This window comes from Mesorhizobium sp. CCNWLY176 (assembly GCF_037153935.1).
GTDB classification, from domain to species: domain Bacteria; phylum Pseudomonadota; class Alphaproteobacteria; order Rhizobiales; family Rhizobiaceae; genus Mesorhizobium_M; species Mesorhizobium_M zhangyense.
Window position 1 is genome coordinate 22,695 of record NZ_JBBBDZ010000024.1, and the last position, 25,133, is coordinate 47,827.

General features: G+C 58.4%; 18 protein-coding genes. 7 read left to right on the plus strand and 11 right to left on the minus strand.

Annotated elements, in window-relative coordinates:
• Positions 1–35: 35 nt before the first annotated feature.
• The 5 genes from WBQ96_RS26540 to WBQ96_RS26560 form a co-directional block, all read right to left on the minus strand.
• The gene (locus WBQ96_RS26540) at positions 36–1,316 is read right to left on the minus strand and encodes an AAA family ATPase (RefSeq protein WP_336555726.1); all 1,281 of its coding nucleotides are present in this window, start codon (positions 1,314–1,316) and stop codon (positions 36–38) included.
• Positions 1,288–1,569, minus strand: coding sequence for a hypothetical protein (locus WBQ96_RS26545; RefSeq protein WP_336555723.1), 282 nt, complete (start codon positions 1,567–1,569; stop codon positions 1,288–1,290). The genes WBQ96_RS26540 and WBQ96_RS26545 overlap by 29 nt, the downstream gene beginning before the upstream one ends.
• A complete protein-coding gene (locus WBQ96_RS26550; protein WP_337035948.1) occupies positions 1,569–1,985 on the minus strand; it encodes a hypothetical protein in 417 nt (138 codons plus the stop codon). Before WBQ96_RS26550 ends, WBQ96_RS26545 begins: the two co-directional genes overlap by 1 nt.
• Positions 1,986–2,036: 51 nt before the next feature.
• Positions 2,037–2,237 (minus strand): helix-turn-helix transcriptional regulator, encoded by a 201-nt coding sequence (locus WBQ96_RS26555; RefSeq protein WP_336555720.1) that lies wholly within the window; start codon positions 2,235–2,237, stop codon positions 2,037–2,039.
• A gap of 225 nt (positions 2,238–2,462) precedes the next feature.
• Positions 2,463–3,731, minus strand: coding sequence for a tyrosine-type recombinase/integrase (locus WBQ96_RS26560; RefSeq protein WP_336555719.1), 1,269 nt, complete (start codon positions 3,729–3,731; stop codon positions 2,463–2,465).
• 421 nt (positions 3,732–4,152) lie between these two features.
• Between WBQ96_RS26560 and WBQ96_RS26565 the strand changes: the two genes are divergently transcribed.
• The 5 genes from WBQ96_RS26565 to WBQ96_RS26585 all read left to right on the plus strand — a co-directional run bounded on the left by WBQ96_RS26565 (position 4,153) and on the right by WBQ96_RS26585 (position 9,283).
• Entirely contained in the window at positions 4,153–4,479 is a 327-nt protein-coding gene (locus WBQ96_RS26565) for a hypothetical protein (RefSeq protein ID WP_336555717.1), read from the plus strand.
• A gap of 279 nt (positions 4,480–4,758) precedes the next feature.
• Entirely contained in the window at positions 4,759–5,520 is a 762-nt protein-coding gene (locus tag WBQ96_RS26570) for a class I SAM-dependent methyltransferase (RefSeq protein WP_336555715.1), read from the plus strand.
• A 421-nt stretch (positions 5,521–5,941) separates the two neighbouring features.
• Complete coding sequence (locus WBQ96_RS26575; RefSeq protein WP_336555713.1) at positions 5,942–6,364, plus strand: thermonuclease family protein; 423 nt, start codon at positions 5,942–5,944, stop codon at positions 6,362–6,364.
• Positions 6,365–6,659: 295 nt separating this feature from the next.
• Positions 6,660–7,913 carry a calcium-binding protein gene (locus tag WBQ96_RS26580; RefSeq protein WP_336555712.1) on the plus strand — a complete coding sequence of 418 codons (1,254 nt, stop codon included), beginning with the start codon at positions 6,660–6,662 and terminating at the stop codon, positions 7,911–7,913.
• Between the two features lie 158 nt (positions 7,914–8,071).
• On the plus strand, positions 8,072–9,283 hold the full coding sequence (locus WBQ96_RS26585; protein WP_336555710.1) for a calcium-binding protein: 1,212 nt from the start codon (positions 8,072–8,074) through the stop codon (positions 9,281–9,283).
• Positions 9,284–9,371: 88 nt separating this feature from the next.
• Here the strand turns inward: WBQ96_RS26585 and WBQ96_RS26590 are convergent, their stop codons facing one another.
• From WBQ96_RS26590 to WBQ96_RS26615, 6 genes are all read right to left on the minus strand, one after another.
• The gene (locus tag WBQ96_RS26590) at positions 9,372–10,463 is read right to left on the minus strand and encodes a calcium-binding protein (RefSeq protein WP_165119895.1); all 1,092 of its coding nucleotides are present in this window, start codon (positions 10,461–10,463) and stop codon (positions 9,372–9,374) included.
• Between the two features lie 577 nt (positions 10,464–11,040).
• Positions 11,041–12,402 (minus strand): calcium-binding protein, encoded by a 1,362-nt coding sequence (locus WBQ96_RS26595; protein ID WP_336555707.1) that lies wholly within the window; start codon positions 12,400–12,402, stop codon positions 11,041–11,043.
• Between the two features lie 91 nt (positions 12,403–12,493).
• Positions 12,494–13,801 (minus strand): calcium-binding protein, encoded by a 1,308-nt coding sequence (locus WBQ96_RS26600; RefSeq protein ID WP_337035949.1) that lies wholly within the window; start codon positions 13,799–13,801, stop codon positions 12,494–12,496.
• 111 nt (positions 13,802–13,912) lie between these two features.
• Positions 13,913–15,223, minus strand: coding sequence for a calcium-binding protein (locus WBQ96_RS26605; protein WP_336555705.1), 1,311 nt, complete (start codon positions 15,221–15,223; stop codon positions 13,913–13,915).
• Positions 15,224–15,423: 200 nt separating this feature from the next.
• Complete coding sequence (locus WBQ96_RS26610) at positions 15,424–18,153, minus strand: calcium-binding protein (protein ID WP_336555703.1); 2,730 nt, start codon at positions 18,151–18,153, stop codon at positions 15,424–15,426.
• A gap of 436 nt (positions 18,154–18,589) precedes the next feature.
• A complete protein-coding gene (locus tag WBQ96_RS26615; protein ID WP_336555701.1) occupies positions 18,590–21,154 on the minus strand; it encodes a M10 family metallopeptidase C-terminal domain-containing protein in 2,565 nt (854 codons plus the stop codon).
• Positions 21,155–21,738: 584 nt separating this feature from the next.
• Here WBQ96_RS26615 and WBQ96_RS26620 point away from each other — a divergent pair.
• Positions 21,739–23,649 carry a M10 family metallopeptidase gene (locus WBQ96_RS26620; protein WP_336555700.1) on the plus strand — a complete coding sequence of 637 codons (1,911 nt, stop codon included), beginning with the start codon at positions 21,739–21,741 and terminating at the stop codon, positions 23,647–23,649.
• A gap of 310 nt (positions 23,650–23,959) precedes the next feature.
• Positions 23,960–25,133: calcium-binding protein (locus WBQ96_RS26625; RefSeq protein ID WP_337035950.1), on the plus strand; the 1,174-nt coding region annotated here is incomplete at its 3' end.

Sequence of the window (25,133 nt, forward strand, 5' to 3'; positions counted from 1 at the left end):
GGGGGGTGGAACAGGGGTGGTAGGGGGGTGGAACATCAGTTCTCCTGCGGCCCAAAGTCTTCGGCCGAGACAAGTAGACGCTGTCGCTGTTTCGACGGCGGCCCCTCCCAAACAACTTTGACGATGCCCGAGGCAAGCAATCGCTGCATTGCGGTCTCGAACTGCTTTTTGGGTATTCCGCCCGAATCGGGACGTTCTGCCATTACGGCCGGTGCGTAATTGACCCCCCTTGTTGAGGCGACGCGCTGGCCAGATCTATTGATTGCCGACAACAAATCTCGGAAAGCCTCGTCAGCTCTCCGGTTCAACAGGCCGGATGCAATCGATGGTTTGCCGTCATCGAGCACAAAGGCTCCATCCTGCCACCGCAGACGGATTTCGCCGCCGACCTTGCCGTAGTTGTTCTTCTTATTTGTTAGAATGCGCGCGTCTGGATCCGCATCTGCACCTTCAGGTCGTGTCAAATAGAGCCTGGATCGAGCCGAGTTGTTCCAGGCTGTGCTGCCTGACGACCCCGTTCCCGACTGCATGCCGGACACGGACGGATGCGACAGCAATAGGATAGCGCAATCGATCTCCATCGCCAGCTTACGGAGCATCGCAATGAATTGTCGAACCTGGCTGCGTTTGATTTCGTCTCCCCCGAACAAGTCAGCGGCAGTGTCGAGCACTATTAAGGTGGGCAGGAACTCGCGTGCATAAGCCTCAACTCCCCGCCACAAGGATGTGGGCTCCATGACGCCGGACTTTGACGGAACCGAAAGAAGAGCGTCCATGTCGGCCATCGGAAGGAGCCGAAAACACCTAAGGTCCGCCATGCACATACCGTGCATCGCAACAATATCAGCCAGTCGCCGTTGGAATTCGTCTTGGTCATCCTCTGCTCCGAGATAAAGTACGTTTCCCGCGAGAGGCTCTAGGCCAAGCGTTCCCACGGACATTGCGGATGCTGCGCCGATCTGAAGGGCAAGCAGCGATTTACCCGTACCGCCGTCACCGTTGAGAATCGTCACTTGTCTCATCGGGACTAGGCCGGGAATGAACTCATGCCGCGGTGGAACCGGTACTCCCTCCCAGTCCGCCGGGTTGATAACAGGGAATGTGTTCTCTGGCTTTTCGTTGTCGTTATCGGCCCTGGGAGGACTAGGGCGGAGATAACCAGCGAGGATTGTGCGATCGCCGCCAGCATCGAACGACACAGTGACACGTTCACCATCAACCGCGGTCACAGCGCCGACATCATACTTATCATGCACGACCCGATCGCCAGGCGCGTAGGCGGACTCTTCAAGCTGAGATTTCGGTAGCGGCGCCAACGGTCGACTCCATATGATGTGCGGCAAGTTGGGAAATCTGGTCACGAAAAGCCGGCGCCAGTGATGCGCAACGTCGACCGTCCTGCCGATCTGGTGGGTATATCTCCAACCGCCCAGATGGCGTCTTCACGAGGCGCAAGCCGTGCAGCGTGATGGCCGAGCCGAGCTCAAGGTCAAACGTCGCGATGCGTTGAAATCCCTTGGGCGACGGGCTCTCGCCCGCCGCTCTGAAGTGCCTGATTGCAGGTTCCATCAGGCGGCAGCCTCCATGTCTTCTTCCGCCACCGTCGCTTCGAATTCATCGAGATTCGCGAAGCGGTTTCCGTCGCAATCGATGACAGCGCCGCACGGTTGCTGAATCGCTGCGTAGCCCTCGTCAGTGCTCCGGCCTTCCAAGATCGCATAGTTGCCCCCAGGGCAAACCCGCCAACCGACCACCGCCCGCTCTTCGAAAAAGCGAACGCCACCGATTACGTCGGTGACAATGCCTCGATATCCGGCTGCCGCCGGCACGATCGGCCAGATTTTAGATTCAGGCTCGTTGGTTCGGCCGGTGGCGATGCTGCCATCGGTCATGAGGAATTTGTATTCGCCGTTTCTGAGCTTGGTCAATTTCACCACATGCGCGGTGTTCAAGACGTCGCCGTCATCGAGCGTAATCGTAGACATGGCTTCTCCCTTCCCGCTCATGGCGGGTTACTTGGTAGATTTGGAAAAGATTTAGGCGGCGCGGGCCGCAATGCGTGCGTTGATGAATTCCATTACCTCGGCCTTGACGAAGGCCACCCGCCGCTCACCCAGCGGGACGGCGAGCGGGAATTGACCGGACGACCGTAGGCGATTGATAAAAGTGCGCGACAAGCTGGTCATTCTAGCCGCGTCGTTGAGTGAAACGAGAACGGCGTTGTCGTTGGCATGCATACGAAATCCTCCTCGCGACCGAACGGAATCCGGGCGCGTAGTTGTGGCGTTGAATAAAAACGGGGATTTTTGGCCAAGGCAGCCGGGTTGCCGTCGCAGTCCACGGGGACACTGCGGGTCGGGAAAGCGTCCGACCAACGTTAGCGAAAACCTGCTAGTCAAAAACTATATAGGGTTTTAGAATCAATTTTCTCAACATGTGCGTCCATTTTATTTATCGTGGACCTACGCCTTCGGCAAACTGGCACAATAGTCCGCCCAGGCCGACATCAGTACTCGACGCTTGTCCAAAGCATCTCCACGCCGATAAGCGCGCTCGACGGCATCGCCGACCGCGTGCGCCAAGGCCGCCTCAGCCAATTCACTCGGATAATCAGTAGCCTCGGTCGCCCAATCCTTAAAAGCCGAACGGAAGCCATGTGGCGTGGCCACCCTCGGCTTTCCAACTGCATCAAGTTGTTTTGGATCAACCCAACCAACGCGGCCGGCTTTTAACTCGGCAGCCTGCATACGCTTGATCGCCGCCGAGAGTGTCATGTCACTAAGCTCTCCGCCTCGCACAGCCGGAAAGACTAGATTGATGCCCTCGAAGCGCGGCACGGCCCGAAGGAGCTTTATTGCAGCGTCTGACAGCGGAACACGGTGCTCCCTGCCCTCTTTCATGCGTTTCGCGGGGACGGTCCACAGTTTCCGTTCAAAGTCGATTTCTGACCAAGTGGTGCCACGCACCTCGCCACTGCGGGCGGCTGTGAAGATGGTGAATTCAAGTGCCCTTGCGCCCGTGCCTTCGATTGCAGCAAGTTTCTTCATGAAGATTGGCATCTGGCTATAGGGCAGCGCCGGATGGTTCGCTGTGTTCGTCAGATCGTCGGGCTTGTGCAGCACGTGTTCCAAGTTGCCTTTCCAGGCGGCTGGATTCTCTCCCGCTCGCAATCCTTCGACGCGCGCTGAGTCCAAAACTCGTTCAAGGCGCTCTCGAAGCTTTTCTGCCGTCTCCTGTTTTTCGCCCCAAAGCGGTCGCAGCACAGAAAGGACATCCTGAACGTCAATATCGGTAATCGCCTTGCTTCGTATCGCGGCGGCATGTTTGGTCAATGTGTTTCGCCACCCCGCTTCGGTCTTAGCGCCACGCCAACGGCTCGCCTTGACGGCAGCGTCGATGTAGGCGTCGGCATAGTCCCCGAACGTCTTTACCGCAGCGGTTGCCTTGGCCGCCTCGATGGCGCCAGCGCCCCGCCTGTGTTCGACGGGGTCAATGCCTTGTCGAAGTAGCACCCGAGCATCTTCAGCTTTCTGGCGGGCTTCCGCGAGGCCAACGGTATGAAGCGGACCAAGCCCCATTTCGTGCCGCTTGCCGCCGTAGCGATAATCGAGGATCCAGTATCGGCCAGCGCCTTTGCGAACGAGCCAAAGTCCACCGCCATCGCGGAGCTTATTTGCTTTGCTCGAGGCAATGGCCTTAACTGTCAGGGCATTCTTTGTATGGCTCCCCATCGTGGCGTTCCCCGCTTTTTCCCCGCTATTGGGTCATGCGCTAGCTGTAACCACCATGGACGTAATGGACAAGTGAAATGTTTCTTTTCAAGGAGTTGCTTGTAGCATGATTGCCACAATGGTTCCTTTTGGATACCGAAATGTATCCGGCCCGGGGAGCCACTTTTCTCAACTGTTTCATTGACGCTTGAATCCGTAGTCTCGCCAAGGCAATGCCTGGAGATGCCGTATGCGAGATGGCCTGGCTAGGTGACACGTCCGCTCGCTCGTCGTCGACGAGGTGCATGGCTGGTTTCCATTCCCGCCACGCACCGCGATTGAAGGTCTTCAGGCAGTGATCTGGCAGTATTGCTGTCGTTTTCGGAGTGTGATCTAAAAGCGCTGCCGGGGGGCGCTTCTAGTATGAAATGCGGTGCGTCTGATGGACGACCACGAAGAGTTTCGTCGCCTTTGCACGACGATCTATGGCTATGGCGCGCAATCCAAAGTGGCCCGAGAGTTTGGTTGGACCTTCCGATCAGTTCATCGCTGGTATCACGGCAAGACATCCGTGCCGAAAGAGGTCCTGGATGCGCTGAGGCGTAAGACGGAAATCGCGTCGCCTGCTTCGGGCGTCACCTGCAAGGATGCGATCGCGCTCCTTTTTACCCGCCTCGTGATTCGCGCGATGAGAGCCGGCTGGCAGGAGAATCAAATCCGGGCGGCCGTCATCGAACTGCCTTCGGACGGCGCCGCGTTCGATATCTAAACTCAGCCGGGCCACTCGATCGCCGGCAGGGAAACATTCAAGAAACCTGACCTTCTCTCCCGCCGAGTGGAACCTTGGGTGCCATTTCGCGTTGTTTCCCAATCAACCGGGAAATCTCATAGCCTGAAGGAGTGATTCCTCCGCCGCTGGGGCGTGTGGTTCATCATGATCATTCAGCTTCATGTGTTTGAGATTCCGGCTACAGGCGCAGATTGAGCGTATTGGCGTCAGGCCGTGCGTGATCTCGAAGCGAATGTCACCGACAAACGGAGATACTGGATGACGGACACTCACTGGTCGAAAAAATATCGAACTCCTCCGCTGGAGGAAATCCAGAGAGTGGGTGCCGATAATTGGGAGGTGTTCAAGCGTCAGGCCGAAGTCATCGAACCCGTGATCTCAAGCCATCTCAAATCGGAATTCGGGTTCTGGCCGTGGTCGAAACCGAGAAAGGTTCTGGATTTCGGCTGCGGCATAGGCCGCGTCGCGCTCAAGATGCACGCGGAGAAGAACTGGCCGACGCATGGCTGCGACGTGAACCGAATCGGGGCCGCCTATCTGCAAAGGCAAATTCCCGAGATACAGGTCTTTCATACCGAGTATGATCCGCCCCTCCCTTTCGAAGCCCGGACGTTTGACGCCGTCTATTCGGTTTCAGTCTGGACCCATATGCCGGAGGATGCCCAGGACCGCTGGCTGAAAGAGATGGCAAGGATCCTGAAGCCTGGAGGCCTCGCTCTCATCACAACCTCCGGCTACAAAGCTCTGGAAACCCGTCGAAAGCGCGGCGACCCGGGCTGGATCGACGTTAAAGACGAGGACCTGAAGGAGCGCGGGTTCATCTACATGGAATATGAGCGCTTTCGCGCACGCAAAACCACCGATTACCCCGGCATCACGGATTCCTACGGCCTCACCGCCCATGACGATGACTACATCCGCAGTCATTGGAGCGAGTTTCTCGACGTGCGGGCGATCAAGCGCGGCGTGATCTCGAATGTTCAGGATCTGGTGATCTGCACGGCAAGAAACGTTCACTAGGCAGCGCTGCATATTACGGGATTCGGGCAGCAAGCGCCCTGCCCCGAATCCCGCCGTTGCTTAGAGCGGTTGAGCTAGCTGAAGAGTTTGGGGCCGATCACCGGTATCGAATTAGCCGGAGATCCGCACATTGAGGCTTCCTCGGCCCTTGGCGAACAAGGCCTCTGAAAGTCTTGACCGGAAGAATTGCTCTGGCATCCAGAAATAGCAGCACCCGCTGCAAGCATTACACAGATCGCAAGCCGTTGCATTTGCCATCCTCAGTGTATTCATGCCCCCAGGACCATCATCACCGCACAAATCCAAAAGACAAGCCTCTGGTGCGGGCTGCCGGGTCCATGGTTAATTTTCTTAACGATTACGGCCTAGAATCTGCCATAGAGATTTCGGCTTCAACTGAAGGCATCGTAACGGTCCGGCCATGCAAGCACTTGTCTTCCTGCTCTGCGCCTGCGTTTCGCTCGAACCCGCCTATGTGGTGATCGATGGCGATACATTCGTGCTGGCCGGCGAACGCATTCGCATCGCCAACATCGATGCACCGGAATCGCAGGACGCCGGATGCAAGACTGAGAACCAGCTTGCGGAACAGGCAAAGCGGCAACTGGAAAGCCTGCTGGTTACCGGCTTCATCACCGTCAATCGCGGCGATCCGGTCACCGGTCGCCTCAAGGGCCCGGACGGCGATACGCTGGCCACCGTATCGATCGACGGGGCGGATGTCGGCGAGATGATGATCGAGGCCGGCGTGGCCCGCAAAGCGAGTGCCGGATCGGCGAGGCTGGCCGTGCTGCAGGCCTCATCCTCGAACGTGGCCTGCATTCAGGCCACCGCCGGGCGCTGACCTCAGGCAACCCAGTCCAATTCCAGCGCGAGGCCGGGCGGGCTGAAGTCGTTATATCGTTATATACGAATGAGGTATGCATATCGTCTTGCGTGCATCACGCAATCTATGCAATCTCGCCGTGCTCAGATGTACGTGGGCCTCTTTTGAGGCAGTTCATCCGGCCTGGGCTCCGGACGTGCGATTGAGTTCGCACGAGGGAGCCTTTTGCGCGTCCTGCAGCTTCTGCACGTCCGTAGTTTTTCAACATTGGTGACCACGATGCGGTGCGCACCGAAAACTATGGAGAATTCAGATGGTAGCGGAAGCGACGATCAACCAGTTCAGAGCTGGCAATCCCCTTGATATAATTGAACATACGGCGGAACTGCCTGGACAGACAGTTCAATCATTCTCTTCCACCAAGATCGTCTGGGGCAAGAAGAGCGGCAGCTTCTGGGCGCAGGACAGGATCGAGATCGAAGGCCAAAATCTCAGCTATAACCCGCTTACCGGCGTTGCGTCGGGAACGGTGACATCCATAAAGATCATCCCGGCAATCCGCCTTATCATCAACGGTGTCGCTCAGCCAGATCCCCTTGAGATCATCGGCCTGTCGCAACCCGTTGGTCCGATCGTGCAAGCTGTCATGGATGGCAATTACGCGGCGCTGACGGCAATGCTGGATGCACAGCCATTCGTGTATAATGGCAGCTCCGGCAATGACAACGTCACATTCGGAGCGGCTTACGACAAGCTGCACATGGGCGCCGGAAACGACGTGGCCCATGGTGGTGGCGGAAACGATCTTCTCGAGGGCTGGTCGGGTCATGACGTCCTTTACGGCGACGGCGGCGATGACCTGTTTTATGGCAATACCGGCAACGACAAGCTGTTTGGCGGAACCGGCAACGACACGATCTATGCTGCCGAGGATAATGACTATCTCGATGGCGGCGCTGGCAACGACACCATGTATGGCGGCACCGGCAACGACATCTTCGTCGTTTCCTCGACCGGCGACCGGGTGATTGAATCCGCCAGCCAAGGCACTGACACCGTACGTTCCCATATCGACTGGACGCTCGGCGCCAATGTCGAGCGGCTGGAGCTGCAAGGCACGACCAATCTGGTCGGCAACGGCAACAGCCTAGGCAACACAGTGATCGGCAACAGCGGCAATAACGTCCTGCGTGGCGGGGCCGGCAATGATTTGCTGTCCGGTGGCGCGGGCAAGGACACGCTGGTCGGCGGAAGCGGAAATGACGCCTTCCATTTCGACGCGCGATTGGGCTCCACCAACATCGACAAGATTACGGACTACAACGTCGCGCAGGACATGATCCAGCTGGAGAATTCGGTTTTCACCGGTCTCGCGGCTGGCTGGCTTTCGGCGGGCGCCTTTCATACCGGAAGCGCCGCCCACGATTCAACCGACCGGATTATCTACAACAAGACGACCGGCGACCTTTATTTCGACAAGGACGGGCTCGGTGGAGCGGCGGCAACGAAGTTCGCCACGCTCTCGCCCGGACTTGCGATGACTGCGGGCGACTTTTTTGTCGTCTGAAGTCTGAAACGGAAAAGACCCGCCACGCCTTTCGGCGTGGCGGGTCTGTGCACGTTCACGCCAGGCGCTCCGGCATCGAAGGGGCGTGGAAACCCGCCATCCTCGTCCAGGAAGGCGGGCTACGTTGCTGTTAACCGCGAGCGAAAAGGGAAGCTCTCATGGCTACGATCACTGTCTCACAATCATTCGGAAGCGACCTGCTCGGCTTCCTGCAGGACGTCATGGAAAATCAGACGAGTTCAAGCGGCACCGATTATCGGAAGACATATACGGGGCCAGACGGCTCGTCCTATGTGTCTTTTCGAGGTCAGCCGATCCCGGGCAGCCCCGGCCTGAAAACGATCGATAATATCCAGTTGATTGCAGCAACCACTGATCTTATCGGCGAGCCCAGCGCGATAACTTTGGGCACAATCACCGGGTTTTCTCTACCTGTGGCCGATGTGCTGGCGGCCGCAAACCAATCACCGCAGGCCCTTCTCAATCTTTTGGGCGACATAACATTCATGGGTAACGCCGGTCGCGACGTCGTCACGCTCGCAGACGGCAACGACGTGCTGCATCTCGGGGCCGGAAATGATGAAGCCCATGGTGGAGCCGGAAACGACCTTCTCGAAGGCTGGTCCGGCCATGACGTCCTTTATGGCGATGCCGGCAATGACCTGTTTTATGGCAATACCGGCAACGACCGTATCTATGGAGGCGACGGCAACGACACGATCCATGCCGGTGAAGACGATGATTACCTCGATGGCGGCGCTGGTGCCGACATCCTGCGCGGCAGCACCGGCAACGATACCTATGTTGTCTCATCGACGGGTGATCAGATCGTTGAATTGGCCGGTGAAGGCACCGACACCGTGCGTTCCCATACCGACTGGACGCTTGGCGCAAATCTTGAGCGGCTGGAACTTCAAGGCAGTGCCAACCTGACCGGCAACGGCAACAGCCTCAAAAACACCCTCATCGGCAATGCCGGCAACAACATCCTGCGCGGCGGGGCTGGCAATGATTTGCTGTCCGGGGGAGCGGGCAAGGACACGCTGGTCGGCGGCACCGGAGGCGACGCCTTTCACTTCAACGCCCCGCTCGGTTCGACCAACATCGACAAGATTACGGACTACAACCTCGCCGACGACATGATCCAGCTTGAGAATGCGGTCTTCACCGGCCTTGCGAATGGCTGGCTTTCGGCGGGTGCCTTTCATACTGGAGCCGCCGCGCATGATGCGAGTGATCGCATTATCTACAACAAGACAACCGGCGACCTGTATTTCGACAAGGACGGGCTGGGCGGTGCCGCGGCAACGAAGTTCGCCACGCTCTCGCCGGGACTTGCCATGACGGCCGGAGAGTTTTTCATCGTTTGAGGTGTGCAATGAAAAAAGTCCGCCACACCTTTCAGCGTGGCGGACATGTCTTAGCTTTGGGTGAGGTCGCCAACCTCGCCCTTCAAGGTTACACGAGGAAGAAGTCGCCAGCCGTCAGAGCCAGCCCAGGCGTAAGCAGGGCGAATTTGATCGCTGCCGCGCCGCCCAGCCCATCCTTGTCGTAGAGAAGGTCGCCGGTCGTCGAGTTGTAGATGATACGATCGCTCGCATCATGTGCGCCGGTGCCGATGTGGAAGGCTCCCGCCGACAGAAAGCCAGCGCCGGTGTTGGTGAAGTAACCGTTGTCCAACTGCATCGTGTCGTCAGCAACATTGTAGTCGTTGACCTTGTCGATGTTGTTCGACCCGAGCGGCGAATTGAAGACGAACGTGTCACGGCCGGCGCCACCCAACAGTGTGTCGGTGCCTTTGCCGCCGTTCAACGTATCGTTACCATCGCCGCCGCGCAGGATGTTCTTGCCGTCATTGCCGACAAGGGTGTTGTTGAGCGTATTGCCGTTGCCGGTGAGGTTTTCCGCACCCTGAAGCAGCAGGCGCTCAAGATTTGCACCGAGCGTCCAGCTGAACGCCACCCGAACCGTGTCGGTGCCCTCGCCCACAGCTTCGATCAATTGATCGCCGGTCGAGGATACGACGTAAGTGTCGTTTCCGGCTCCACCAAGCATGGTGTCGTTACCAGCCGCGCCATCGAGGAAATCATTGCCGCCTCCGCCTTCGAGGCGATTGTTTTTCTCGTTGCCGGTAAGACTATCGGCATGGGCAGACCCGATGAGATTGTCGATACCGGCCAACGTGTCGCCTTCGGCGTCGCCACCGTGACCGATAGTGACATCCTGCAGACCGAGCGTGAGACCCAGGATCTCAAGCTCATTGTCGCCGGTCTCTGACAGGTTGATCGTCACACCTGCTGAAGACCCGGTGTAAGAGGCGGTATCGTTACCGGCCAGTTCCACCGTTCCAACTCCGAGACTGACATTAAGAATGCCGCCGATCAGCACATCGGCGCCCTGGCCGCCGTTGAGCACATCATTGCCGGTCCAGCCCATCAGCAGATCGTCGCCGCCGAGCCCGTTTATCTCATCATCTCCTAGCGCCTGAAGTGGCGCGAGAAGCAGTGGGGGTAAGATTTCACCGCTGTTGGTTCCATTGAACGTTGCCATCAGTTCCTCCTGCAACCTGGGCGTCATGATGCCCACGCCAAACATCCCATAATTGTGTTGACGGCTAATTGAATGTAATGAGATTTTTATAGTATAAATTAATTTAACTTTAATAATTATTACTGTAAAATGTGAAAGTAGAGTCAAAGCATAGCCCTTTGTATGCTGTCAAAAAGACACTTAATCATTCAGCTTTATTAGCAAAAGCTGAAGCACGAAACCTGTGCGCCCGAAGCGAAAGGCGCTCGGCGCAATGGGTTCTGCTGTTAATCAAGCCGGCTAAAGAGCGGGAGGCGGGCTACGGCGGAAAGCGCCTCGGGTGGCATCGCCTATCGAAACAGGGGAACCCCGACACCTGCGCAATACAGTGCGCTCGGTGAGCCGAAGATGACGATCATGGCGTTCCTGCCAAGGCGCGCGATCTTACGGTGAGAAAGTTTTCTTCCAGGCCAAGTATTCCAAGGCGCGGTATCGAACCGAGCCACTGCACAAGGCAAAAGCCGGGATCGATTGATACCCGGGAAGAATCGCAATCAGCGGGGCAGCGGCCCCTTCTCCAACCCGAACGAAGCAGGTTCTATACGACGAAGAAGTCGTTGGCCGTCATCGCCAGTCCGGGCGAGAGCGTGGCAAACTTCATGGCCGCAACGCCGCCCAGGCCGTCCTTGTCGAACAGCAGGTCGCCCGTCGTCGCGTTGTAGATGATGCGATCGGTGGCATCGTGGGCGCCCGTGCCTGTGTGGAAGGCACCGGCAGCCAGCCAGCCTGTGACCAGGCCCGCAAAGTATTTCGTGTCGAGCTGGATCGTGTCCTGGGCGGGGTTGTAATCATTGATCTTGTCGATGTTGGTCGACCCGAGAGGCTTGTTGAACACGAAGGTGTCATTGCCGGCGCCGCCGACCAGCGTGTCCGATCCCTTGCCGCCGTTCAGCGTGTCGTTGCCGGCCCCGCCACGCAGGATGTTCTTGCCGTCATTGCCGACAAGCGTGTTATTGAGCGTGTTGCCGTTGCCGGTCAGATCGGCAGTGCCAAGAAGCTCCAGCCGCTCGATATTGGCTGCAAGAATCCAGTCGACGTCGGAACGCACCGTGTCGGTACCCTCGCCGGCAAGTTCGATCGTTCGATCACCTGTCGAGGATACGACGTAGATGTCGTTACCGACACCGCCATACATTTTGTCGTCGCCGGTCATGCCATCGAGAAAGTCGTTGCCGGCCTTGCCATCGAGCACGTTGTTCCAGGAATTCCCGTCCAACACATTGTCGAGAGCATTGCCCGTGCCATTCAGGGCGCGATCGACCAATACGAGCTTTTCGACGTCGTCCGAAAGGGTCCAACTCACGTAGGAATGGACCGCATCGTAACCTTCGCCGGCAAGTTCAATCGTCCTGTCTCCGAGATGCACAATGTAGACATCATCGCCTGTGCCTCCATAAAGCATGTCACCGCCGGCACCCCACAGCGTATCGTTCCCACCCATGCCGTAAAACGTATCATGACCTCCGTAACCCTGCAGTGTGTCGTTGCCGGATCCCAACTGGACGACATCGGAACCTGACGCCCCAACGAATTCAATATCACCGAAGAGGTCGATAAACGTGTCGATCGACGTAGACAAAGCATCGTAGCTGTCGACCAAGGAAACCGAGGACTCGATGAATCTTATTATTGGGGCCTTGTCTAGCGTACGGGAGACATAAAATGCCGTGGCCGTGCCAGCGACAGGTATTGGATCATTTTCATTAGCACTCAGATATTCAAAGCCGTAACCGGCCCAGCCTGCGTCAACACCATTTGCTTCTTCACCGCCCTTGTGCATCGAAAGCGTTGTCGCTGATCTATAGGACGTAATCGGACCCTCCCAATCGATATACTCTTGCAACTGGGCGCGAAGATTGCTGTCCTGGCCTTCACGCGCCGTCACTGTGATTTTGGTCATTTTCCCGCTCCTCCTCAGCAACGCTACACTATGTTGATTTTGGCTTCAGGGCCGCGCATGGCAAGACCTGATGTCATAATACCAGGGCAGATCAGACGATGAAGAAGTCATTGGCGGTCATCGCTAATCCTGGCGAGAGCAAGGCGAATTTCAAGGCTGGCGCACCGCCCGGGCCGTCCTTGTCGAACAGCAGGTCGCCGGTCGTCGCGTTGTAGATGATGCGATCGGTGGCATCGTGGGCGCCTGTGCCAGTATGGAATGCGCCGGCAGCCAGCCAGCCGGCGACCAGGCCCGTAAAATACTTCGTGTCGAGTTGGATCGTGTCCTGAGCGGGGTTGTAGTCGTTGATCTTGTCGATATTGGTCCCGCCGAGAGACCTATTGAACACGAAGGTGTCATTGCCGGCGCCGCCGACCAGCGTGTCCGATCCCTTGCCGCCGCTCAGCGTGTCGTTGCCGGCCCCGCCGCGCAGGATGTTCTTGCCGTCATTGCCGACAAGCGTGTTGTTGAGCGTGTTGCCGTTGCCGGTGAGATCGGCCGGGCCGAGAAACTCCAGTCGCTCGATATTGGCTCCGAGAATCCAGTCGACGTCGGAACGCACCGTGTCGGTGCCCTCGCCGGCAAGTTCGATCGTTCGATCACCGGTCGACACGACATATGTATCGTTGCCGGCCTTGCCATCGAGCGTGTTGTTCCAGGAATTCCCCACCAGCATATTGTCGAGAGCATTGCCCGTGCCATTCAGCGCGCGATTGACCAATACGAGCTTTTCGACGTTGTCCGGCAGGATCCAGCTTCTGTAGGCGTTTACCGTGTCGTAACCTTCGCCGGGCAGCTCGGTGATCGTGTCTCCGGGAACAGTCACAATGTAGACATCATTGCCTGTGCCTCCATAAAGCATATCACCGCCGGCACCCCACAGCGTATCGTTCCCGCCCATGCCGTAAAACGTGTCATGACCTCCGTTACCCCGGAATGTGTCGTTGCCGGATCCCAGCTGGACGAAATCAATCCCCTGCCCTCCAAAGAATTCAATATCACCGAGGAGGTCGAGAAATGCGTCGATCGACGTAGAAAGAGCATTGTAGCTATCGACCAACGAAACCGAGAATTCGCTGAAATTTAGTTCTGGAACCAATCCATCGGAGCGGAAGAGATGGAACTCGGTAGCTATTCCAGAGATAGGGGTCGGGTCATCATCGTTTGTGGTAGCGTATCCAAAGCTGGTTCCACTCCAGTGCGCACGGCCAAACAATCCTTCAGGATCGCCTCTTGTTATAGAAAGCTGGGTCCCGGCCTTTACGACGGTGGTGGGGCCAGCCCAGTCAATATACTCCTGCATTTGGGCGCGAAAGTCGGTACCCATCCACTCTTGGCCAGAGACCTCAATAGTCGTCATCGCCTGGTTCCTCCTCAGGGATCGCTAAACTATGTCAACGTCGGCGTCAGGGCCAGCAGCCACGTGCGGCAAGGCCCTCCCGGCACTCTGAAGACTGACGCGCTCGGCAGCCTACACGACGAAAAGGTCTCCAGCCGTCATCGCCAGTCCGGGTGTGAGCGTTGCGAACTTGATTGCTGCCGCACCGCCCAGGCCGTCCTTGTCGAACAGCAGATCGCCGGTCGTCTGGTTGTAAATGATGCGGTCACTCGTATCGTGCGCGCCGGCCCCGGTGTGGAAAGCGCCAGCCGACAGCCAGCCCGCCGCGAGACCGGTGAAGATACCATTCTCCAACTGGAACGTGTCCTGCGCGACGTTATAGTCGTTGACCTTGTCTATGTTGCTCGAGCCGAGCGGGGCGTTGAACAGGAACGTGTCGTTGCCGGCTCCGCCGACCAGCGTGTCCGATCCCTTGCCGCCGTTCAGCGTGTCGTTGCCGGCCCCGCCACGCAGGATATTCTTGCCGTCATTGCCGACCAGCGTGTTGTTGAGCGTGTTGCCGTTGCCGGACAGGCCGGCGCTGCCTTGCAGTTCCAGCCGCTCCAGATTGGCGCCCAGCGTCCAGTCGATATGGGAGCGCACGGTATCGGCGCCTTCGCCGGCTGATTCAATGATGCGGTCGCCGGTCGAGGACACGACATAGATGTCATTGCCGGTGCCGCCATACATGCTGTCCTTGCCGGCCTTGCCATCAAGGAAATCGTGACCGGCCCCGCCATACAGCGCGTTGCCGTCGGCATTGCCGATAAGCGTATTGGCAAACCTGTTGCCCGTTCCAGTCAGATTGCCGGTGCCGATCAGTTCGAGCCGCTCCACCTCGTCGGCAAGCGTCCAGCTGATATAGGATCTGACCGTATCGGTGCCCTCTCCGGTATACTCGAATGTCTGGTCGCCCGGGGACGAGACGATGTAGATGTCATCCCCTTCCCCGCCAGTCATCCTGTCCTTGCCGGCGCCACCGTCGAGATAGTCGTTGCCTCCAAGGCCGGACAAACGGTCGTCGCCTTCGCCGCCATAGATATGGTCGACCTCATCGCTGCCCATAATGCCGTCATTGCCTTCGCGGCCATAAATCGTGCTGCCGGAGGAGCCGCCGTAGATGGTGTCGTTGCCCGTGCCGCCGTCGAGAATGTTCGCACCGGAGCCGCCGTAAATCTCGTCGTCGCCGGCTTCGCCATAGACCCAGTTGATCGTGCCCGGACTGTCCCGATGCGTATCGTCATAATAATCGGCGTAAAGGGTGTCGTTGCCGTCACCGCCGTAGATCCTGTCACTGCCTTCCCAGCCGAAAATCCAATCGTCACCCCCCAGCCCGGTGAACGTGTCGTCTCCGGATGTTCCATTGAGGGAATCGTTTCCGGGGCCTTCTGGAATTACTGCCATTTCGTATCATCACCTCGTTGACGGGAAGGTCGGATATGGCGGACCTGAACCTTCTTTCAACCCCTCATTGTATTTTTCGTTGGTCTCGACGGTTGAGGCAAACGAATTCAACGCACGGCAGAAGCCGCATCGACGGCGGTCCGGGACCGTCGTCGATGCGGCATTCCTCAAAGCCGAATTACTGCCCCCTTGGAGCAGACCTACACGATGAAGAACTCGCCGGCGCTGAGGGCGAGGCCGGGCGTCAGCGTCGCGAACTTGACGGCTGCCGCGCCGCCGATGCCGTCCTTGTCGAACCAGAGATCCCCGGTCGTCTTGTTGTAGATGATGCGGTCGGAAGCATCGTGCGCCGAGGTGCCAACGTGGAATGCGCTCGCAGCCAGTTTGCCAAGGGCAAGGCCGCTAAAGACGGCATCGTCCAGCCGGATCGTGTCGTCGGCAGCGACGTAGTCGGCGATCCTATCGATGTTGGTCGAGCCGAGGCGGGCGTCGAAGACGAAGGTATCGGCTCCCGCGCCGCCCGTCAGCGTGTCCTTGCCCGTGCCACCGACAAGCACATCATTACCGGTACCGCCATCCAGCGTATCATTGCCTGCTCCACCGGACAGCGTATCGTTGCCGCCGCTGCCGCGCAGCACGTTGTTGCCGCTGTTGCCGATGAGCGTGTTGGCAAGCGTATTGCCGTTGCCGGTCAGATTGGCAGTGCCGCGCATTTCAAGGCGTTCGACATTGGCGCCGAGAGTCAGATTGACATAGGCCAGAACCGTATCGGTGCCCTGCCCGGCCAACTCCACCACCTGATCGCCGACATCCGACACGACATAGCGGTCGTTGCCGGCCCCGCCGGCCATGTAGTCATTACCGAGCCCGCCATCGATGGTGTTGTTGCCGGCATTGCCATAGATGGTGTTGTTCAGCGTGTTGCCGGTAGCATTCAGGTTGGTTGCCCCAAGCAGCTCAAGCCGCTCTATATTGCTACCAAGCGTCCAGCTTATATAGGAGAGAACGGTATCAGTGCCTTCGTTTGCGGCTTCGATGGTCTGGTCGCCGGCCGCGGAGACATAGTAGATGTCGTTGCCGGTGCCGCCCTGCATACGATCGTTGCCGGAGCCACCATTGAGCGTGTCGTTGCCTTCCATTCCGTAGAGAATGTCATTACCGGCGCCGCCGTTGAGGTTGTCATCCCCACTGTACCCATTGAGCGTATCGCCACCATTGCCCCCGAACAGGACGTCGCCGTAGAAATTGGAACCGTGGACCGTCAGATCTGCCGAATTGGTGTTGAAGATGAAGTGCGATGCGTTCAGCGCCGCCTTCGAGACACCGTTCAGCGTGATCCATTCCGAAGTACCACCAAAGCCGAGCTTGATGACGGCATTGCCATTGGCATCCTGCGTGATGAAACGCGACAGCGTGCTGAAGTCGGCGACATTAAACAGTGACAGGTCGATCTTGTCCCCCGCCTTGAGGTCGGCAATCGTATCCCGGCCGAACTCTCGAGCAGTGTATGCAAATGTGTCATCGCCGGCGCCGCCGACTAGGATGTCATCACCAGTCATGCCGATGAGCTTGTCGTTGCCGGCGCCGCCGCTCAGCGTATCGCTGCCGCTCAGGCCGTTCAGCGTATCGTTGCCGTTGCCGCCGAACAGGATGTCGCCGTAGAAATTGGTGCCGTTAACCGTCAGCGCTGCCGGATTGGTGTTGAAGATGAAGCTCGATCCGTTGAGCGACGCCTTCGAGACGCCTTCCAGCGTGATCCATTCATAGCTGCCGCCGAAGCCGAGCTTGATAACGGCATTGCCAAGCGAATCCTGGGTAATGAACCGCGACAGGGTGGCGAAGTCTGCAACATTGAACCGCGACAGGTCGATCTTGTCGGTACCCGGCGCAAAGTCCTTGATCGTATCCCGACCGAACTCGCGGGCAGTATAGGCAAATATATCGCTGCCCGCACCACCGATCAGCGTATCATCGCCAGACATGCCGATGAGCTTGTCGTTGCCTGCACCACCATTCAGCGTATCGCTGCCGCTGAGGCCGTTCAATGTGTCGTCGCCATTGCCGCCGAACAGGACATCACTGTAGAACTCGGTGCCGTTGACCGTGAGGCCTATCGAACTGGTGTTGAAGATGAAGCTCGACGCTTTCAGCGTCGAAGCGGGAACACCTTCCAGCGTGATCCACTCATAGCCGCCACCAAAGCCGAGCTTGATCACGGCATTGCCGAGGCTGTCCGTGGAAATGTAGCGTGACAGGGTCGCGAAATCGGCCACGTTGAGCGCCGAAAGATCGATCCTGTCCTGCCCGACCGTGAAGTCCTTGATCGTATCACGACCGAACTCACGGGCGGTGTAGGCGAAGATGTCGTTGCCGGCTCCGCCCACCAGCGTATCGTCGCCCGCCATGCCAATGAGCATGTCGTTGCCCGCGCCACCATTCAGAGTATCGGCGCCACTGTAACCGTTCAGCGTGTCGTCGCCGTTGCCGCCGAACAGTACATCGCTATAGAAATTGGTGCCATTGACCGTCAGGGCTGCCGGATTGGTGTTGAAGATAAAGCTCGACGAAGTCAGCGTCGAAGCGATTACACCTTCCAGTGTGATCCACTCATTGCTGCCGCCGAAGCCGAGCTTGATCACGGCATTGCCGAGACTGTCCGTGAAGATGTAGCGCGACAGTGTATCGAAGTCGGCAATATTCAGGGCCGACAGGTCAATCCTGTCCTGCCCGAGCGTAAAGTCCTTGATCGTGTCCCGGCCGAAACCACGGATGGTGTAGGCGAAGATGTCGTTGCCCGCGCCGCCGATCAGTGTGTCGTCGCCGCGCATGCCATTGAGGGTGTCGTCGCCGCCCTTGCCGTCAATTGTATCACCCGAACTCGTCCCCACGAGATTTGGGTTATTGCCATCGTCACCGTTAATTGTTGCCATGTATCGGTCCCATATCTGGATAGACAATATTTCTCACACCCTACGCCTCCCAAGCATTAGCCAGGCGAAGGTGATATCAACTCGAGATCGAATTTAAGGAAGGTTATGCCAACCTATATTTTTAACGCCCCGACATCTTCCGATGTCATACCCCTGTTTCTTCATGTCCCTGGCAGACGGCATCGACCCGGAAAAGATCAACCGGATTTTGCCAAGAAACCCCTCCTTTCACTTCTTCTGGATAGTCCGTTTAGACTCGCACTCCCCGCCAATTACTTGGAGGAAAATTCTTATTGCACAACTTATGGGACGTCGCAATTCGCGCAATACGGGCAATCGTCGACTTGGACTTGAGAAAATCGGGGAACGGCCTCGCCGCTAAAAATCAAAGCCCGCCACTCCTTTCGGAGTGGCGGGCTTTTTTGTACTTCAGACCTCAGACGATGAAGAACTCGCCCGCGCTGAGGCCAAGTCCAGGCGTCAGCGTCGCGAACTTGACGGCTGCCGCGCCGCCGATGCCGTCCTTGTCGAACCAGAGATCCCCGGTCGTCTTGTTGTAGATGATGCGGTCGGAAGCATCGTGCGCCGAGGTGCCAACGTGGAATGCGCTCGCAGCCAGCTTGCCAAGCGCAAGGCCGGAAAAGACGGAATCGTCCAGCCGGATCGTGTCGTCGGCAGCGACGTAGTCGGTGATCCTGTCAATGTTGGTCGAGCCAAGACGGGCGTCGAAGACAAAGGTGTCGGCTCCTGCCCCGCCCGTCAGCGAGTCGCTGCCGTTACCACCCACAAGCGTGTCGTTGCCGGCGCCGCCGGACACCGTGTCGTTGCCATCGCCGCCGCGCAGCACGTTGTTGCCGCTGTTGCCAACGAGCGTGTTGGCGAGCGAATTGCCGTTGCCGCTCAGATTGGCAGTGCCGCGCATTTCGAGCCGTTCGACATTGGCGCCAAGGCTTAGATTGACATAGGCCAGAACCGTATCGGTGCCCTGTCCGGCCAGTTCCACAACCTGATCGCCGACAGCCGAGACGACATAGCGGTCGTTACCCGCGCCGCCGGCCATGTAGTCATTGCCGAGCCCGCCATCGATGGTGTTGTTGCCGGCATTGCCATAGATGGTGTTGTTCAGCGTGTTGCCATTGGCATTCAGGTTCTCCGTTCCGAGCAGTTCGAGCCGCTCGATATTGGCACCCAATGCCCAGCTGATGTAGGAGCGAACGGTATCGGTGCCCTCGTTTGCGGCTTCGATGGTCTGATCGCCGGCCGCGGAAACATAGTAGATGTCGTTGCCCGTGCCGCCCTGCATGCGGTCGTTGCCGGAACCACCATTGAGCGTGTCGTGGCCTTCCATTCCGTAGAGAATGTCATTGCCGGCACCGCCGTTCAGGTTGTCATCACCGCTGTACCCATTGAGCGTATCACCGCCATTACCGCCGAACAGGACGTCATCGTAGATGCTGGTGCCATTGACCGTCAGGGCCGCCGCATTCGTGTTGAAGATGAAGTGCGATGCATTCAGCGCCGCCTTCGAGACGCCGTTCAGCGTGATCCATTCATAGCTGCCGCCGAAACCTAGCTTGATGACAGCATTGCCGTTGGCATCCTGCGTGATGAAACGCGACAGCGTCGCAAAATCGGCGACGTTCAGCAGCGACAGGTCGATCTTGTCGCCGCTCTTGAGGTCGGCAATCGTATCCCGGCCGAACTCGCGGGCCAGGAAAGCGAAGGTGTCGTTGCCTGCGCCACCGATCAGCATGTCGTTGCCGGTCATGCCGATGAGCTTGTCGTTGCCGGCACCGCCGCTTAGCGTGTCGTCGCCGCTCTGCCCGTTCAGCGTGTCATGACCATTGCCGCCGAACAGGACATCGTCATAGATGGTGGTGCCGTTAACCGTCAGATTTGCCGGATTGGTGTTGAAGATAAAGCTCGACGAAGTCAGCGACGCCTTCGAGACGCCTTCCAGCGTGATCCATTCATAGCTGCCGCCGAAGCCGAGCTTGATGACGGCATTGCCAAGCGAATCCTGGGTGATGAACCGCGACAGGGTGGTGAAGTCTGCGACATTCAACAGCGACAGGTCGATCTTGTCGGTACCCGGCGCAAAATCCTTGATCGTATCCCGGCCAAACTCGCGATCGGTATAGGCAAAGGTGTCGCTGCCGGCGCCGCCTACCAGCGTATCGTCGCCAGTCATGCCGATAAGCTTGTCATTGCCGGCGCCGCCGTTCAGCGTATCGCCGCCACTCTGGCCGTTCAGCGTGTCGTTGCCGTTGCCGCCAAACAGCACATCATCATAGATGGTGGTGCCGTTGACCGTAAGGCCCGCCGGATTGGTGTTGAAGATGAAGCTGGATGCGCCCAGCGACGCCTTCGAAACGCCTTCCAGCGTGATCCATTCATAGCTGCCGCCGAAGCCGAGCTTGATGACGGCGTTGCCGAGGCTGTCCGTGGTTATGTAACGCGACAGGGTCGCGAAATCGGCCACGTTGAGCGCCGACAAATCGATCTTGTCGGTACCCGGTGCGAAATCCTTGATCGTATCCCGGCCGAACTCGCGACCGATGTAGGCAAAGGTGTCACTGCCGGCACCACCCACCAGCGTATCGTCGCCACCCATGCCGATGAGCTTGTCATTGCCGGCGCCGCCGTTCAGCGTATCGCCGCCACTCTGGCCGTTCAGCGTGTCGTTGCCGTTGCCGCCAAACAGCACATCATCATAGATGGTGGTGCCATTGACGGTCAGATCCGAGGAGCTGCCGTTAAAGATAAAGCTCGACGCATTCAGCGACGAGGCCGAAACGCCCTCCAGCGTGATCCATTCATAGCTGCCGCCGTAGCCGAGCTTGATGACGGCGTTGCCGAGGCTGTCGGTGAAGATGTAGCGCGACAGCGTAGCGAAATCGGCCACGTTGAGCGCCGACAGATCGATCTTGTCGCTGACGGGCGTGAAGCCGGAAATGGTCTCCTTGCCCCAGCCGCGGGTCGCAAATGTGTGAGTAGTCATGTGTGTTGGTCCCACGTTCTGTTGGCAAAAACTTCCCGAGCCCTCCCCGACATCCGGACGGACATCGACGGGCAGGTTCACTCAGGATCGAATTTGCGGAAGGTTGTTCTGACGTTCTTGTTCAGAAGGCCCGGACATCTCGCTGTTTCGCGTCCGGGTATTCTTGTTTCCTTGGCATCCATATCGACCTTCATGCCTGGCCGGGAGAAACCTCGCGTCAGGCCACGCAGAAATCGATTATTCGATAAGTGCCAAAGAGCCTCCTTTCACTCTACCGATAGTCTGGTTCAGGCTCGCAACGTGCGGCCGGTTACTTGGGGGCGAATCTTTATTGCACAACTTACCGCACCCCGCAATTCGCGTAATACGGGAAATGGCTTATTTCAAATACCTCAAAAGGATGAGGCCGCGCGATCAACTCTGCCGGATGGTGGCAGACTTCCAAGGGTTGCCGGCAAGCAGCGCCCGGCACGGAAATTTCCTGTTCACCTCCCTTCGGAGGTACTTCCCATGCACGGTCTGTTGCAATGTTGTGGCAGGATTGCCGTGATTCGAGGTCAAGTTGCGGTCGCAGGGAGTGAACAGTGGCTTCTCCAACTCAGAACTATGTGCCGGTTTCAGACGTCAATCCTGCCGTGGCAGGCAACGCCATCTCTCTGATCTACGGTGCCAAATGGGGCGGCGGTGCAGGCACCGGCGTGACCCTGACCTACAGCTTTCCGACCGGAACAGCCTACCACATCAACCCTTATTCCAGCAGCTACGAATGGGATAGCTGGTCGCAGATCTCCACCGGCGAACGAGCGGCGGTGCGTGACGTCCTTTCGGCCTGGTCGAATTCCGCCAACATCCGTTTCACCGAAGTTGCCGACAATTCGTCGACGGTCGGGGAACTGCGCTTTGCCTATACGGAAAATATCGACGCATCCGCCGCCGCGTATGCCTATCTGCCGGTCGATCATCCTTCGGCGGGTGATGTCTGGTTTAGTTGGACTGACTTCAACCCGACTGGGAGCGCGAATATCGCTCGTGGCACCTTTGACTACTACTCGATCCTGCACGAGGTGGGCCATACGCTCGGTTTGAAGCACCCGTTCGCGGGAGAGAACACCATCCCGGAAAATCTCGACAATCTCTTCTATACCGTCATGAGCTACACTGCTTCGCCCTGGTCGGCGCAAGATGATAACTACGCGTCATTCTATCCAACCACGCCGATGTATTACGACCTTCTGGCGATCCAGGCGCTTTACGGCAAGAACACCACGATCAACAGCGGCAATTCCACCTACACTTTCAATGACGGCACGCGTTACTGGCAAGCAATCAACGACAGCGCCGGCCACGACAGGATCGTCTACAACGGCTCGGAAAACAGTTCGATCAACCTTAATCCCGGAAGCTTCAGCGACCTGAGCGAGGCGATCTTCTTCACTGACGGGCAGTCCTCGCGATCCACCGTGACGATCGGACCCGGCGTCGTCATCGAAGACGCCCGTGGCGGCAGCGGCCACGACACGCTGACCGGCAACGGCGTCGCCAACTATCTCGACGGCGCTACCGGCAATGACAGGCTCGTCGGCAATGCCGGCAACGATACGCTGAATGGCGGCACCGGCAACGACACCATGATCGGCGGCACAGGCAACGACATCTATATCGTGTCGTCCACCGGCGATCGGACGATCGAGTATGCCGGCCAGGGCACGGATATCGTCCGGGCCTATACGCACTGGACGCTCGGCGCCAACATCGAGCGGCTGGAGCTGCAGGGAAGCGCCAATCTTGTCGGGACAGGCAACAGCCTGAACAACACGATCGTCGGCAACAGCGGTGCCAACACACTGCGGGGTGCTGCCGGCCACGATTACCTGACCGGTGGTGCCGGGGCTGACACCGCCTATGGCGGCACCGGCAACGACACCTATATCGTCACCTCCGCAGGCGACCGGACCATCGAACTCGCCGGCGAAGGTTCGGACGTGGTCAAATCCTCGGTCGACTGGACACTGGCTGCGAATATCGAACGCCTTGAGCTTATGGGCACCAGCAATCTCACCGGCAACGGCAACGGGTCCAACAACACCCTCATCGGCAACAGCGGAACCAATGTCCTGCGGGGCGCTGCCGGCAACGATCGCATTGTCGGCGGTGGCGGCAAGGACACACTGGTGGGCGGCTCAGGCAACGACACGTTCCTGTTCAACGCCGCGCACAGTGTCACCAACATCGACAAGATCACCGATTACAACCCGGCCCAGGACACGATCCAGCTGGAGAACGCCATCTTCACCGGCCTCGCAGCGGGCTGGCTGGCGACGGTGGCGTTCCACATCGGCACTGCCGCGCATGACGCCAACGACCGCATCATCTATAACAGCGCGAATGGCGACCTGCTCTTCGACCGCGACGGAAGCGGCAGCGGCGGCACCATCAAATTCGCCTCGATCTCGGCCGGACTTGCCGTGACGGCCGGCGACTTCTTTATCGTGTAGCGAAGGCTGCAGTTATCGGGGCGGCCGCAGGCGTCGTCACCGGGGACCGGAAGCGAACCGAGTATGGCGAGCCGACGCAACTCCATCTAACGGCGAAGTCCCGGTCATGGACTGGGCCGAGGTTTGCTCATCCCTCTTCGGTCGATCCTGGTGATGAGCGCCGGTCCGGCCTCATCACGAGCACCCGCAGATCATCCAGGCTTCGCTTTCTTCGCAGCAGCAAGGTCCACCCATTTGGGTGTTGCACGCTTTGGTTGGCTGCTGCATCTGCCCATTGAGGGTTTCGGCGAATTCGCGGCGGGATGACGTGATGGCAGACATTATCGGCACTGATCTCAACGATTATTTTTCCCCCGCAGGTGTCGTTCCTGACCTTCCTCCGGGTTACGCCCACTTTGCTTACGGTCCGGGGGATCATGTTTTTGCCCTCGCCGGAGATGATATCATCATCGGCGCAGGGTCTGGGGCCTTCTATGTTCCTGGCGAAGGCTACGATACTCTGGACTACCAGAGCTACACCCGGGGCATCGTTTTTGCCGACAACGACCTGGGCGGCTACAGCAGTATCCATCATTTGGACGGCACACCCATAGGCTATTACTGGACAGTAGCGGGAAGCGGCTTCGAACGATTCTATGGCACGGCTTTTGACGACACGCTGCGTTCGGGACACGATACCGAAAGGCTTTACGGCTATGGCGGCAACGACACGCTGATTGCCGGTGCTAATGCCGAAACCCTGGACGGCGGCGGTGACAATGACACCGTCAGCTACACCAACTCCACGGCAGGCGTAACGATAGACCTGAGCCTCTTCCTGCAGATTTCCGGCGGCTATGCCAGCGGCGATACTGTGTACAACATCGAGAACGTCACCGGTTCAGCACACACCGACAGCCTGACGGGCAGTGATGGAAACAATGTGCTGGCCGGCCTTGGCGGCGCGGACATCCTGGTCGGAGGGCTTGGTTCGGACACTGCCGACTATACGGTCTCTACGGCGGGCGTCATCGTCAGTCTTGAGACCGGTTCGGGAACCGGCGGCCATGCCGAAGGCGATACCCTGGCCGGCATCGAGAACCTCACCGGATCGGCCTTTGTAGATACGCTGACCGGCACCGATGCAGATGCGAACGTCCTCAATGGCGGGGCCGGCAACGACGTCCTGATCGGGCTTGGCGGTGCGGACAGCTTGATTGGCGGCCTCGGTACGGACACCGCAGATTACACCGCCTCGACGGTCGGCGTCATCGTCAGCCTCGTGGCCGGCACGGGAGCCGGCGGCCACGCCGAAGGCGATACGCTGACCGGCATCGAAAACGTGATTGGTTCTGCGCACGCAGACAGCCTGACGGGCGATGGCGGAAACAATGTGCTTGCCGGCCTCGGCGGCGCGGACAATTTGACTGGCGGCCTCGGTACGGACACCGCAGATTACACCGCCTCGACGGTCGGCGTCATCGTCAGCCTCGTGGCCGGCACGG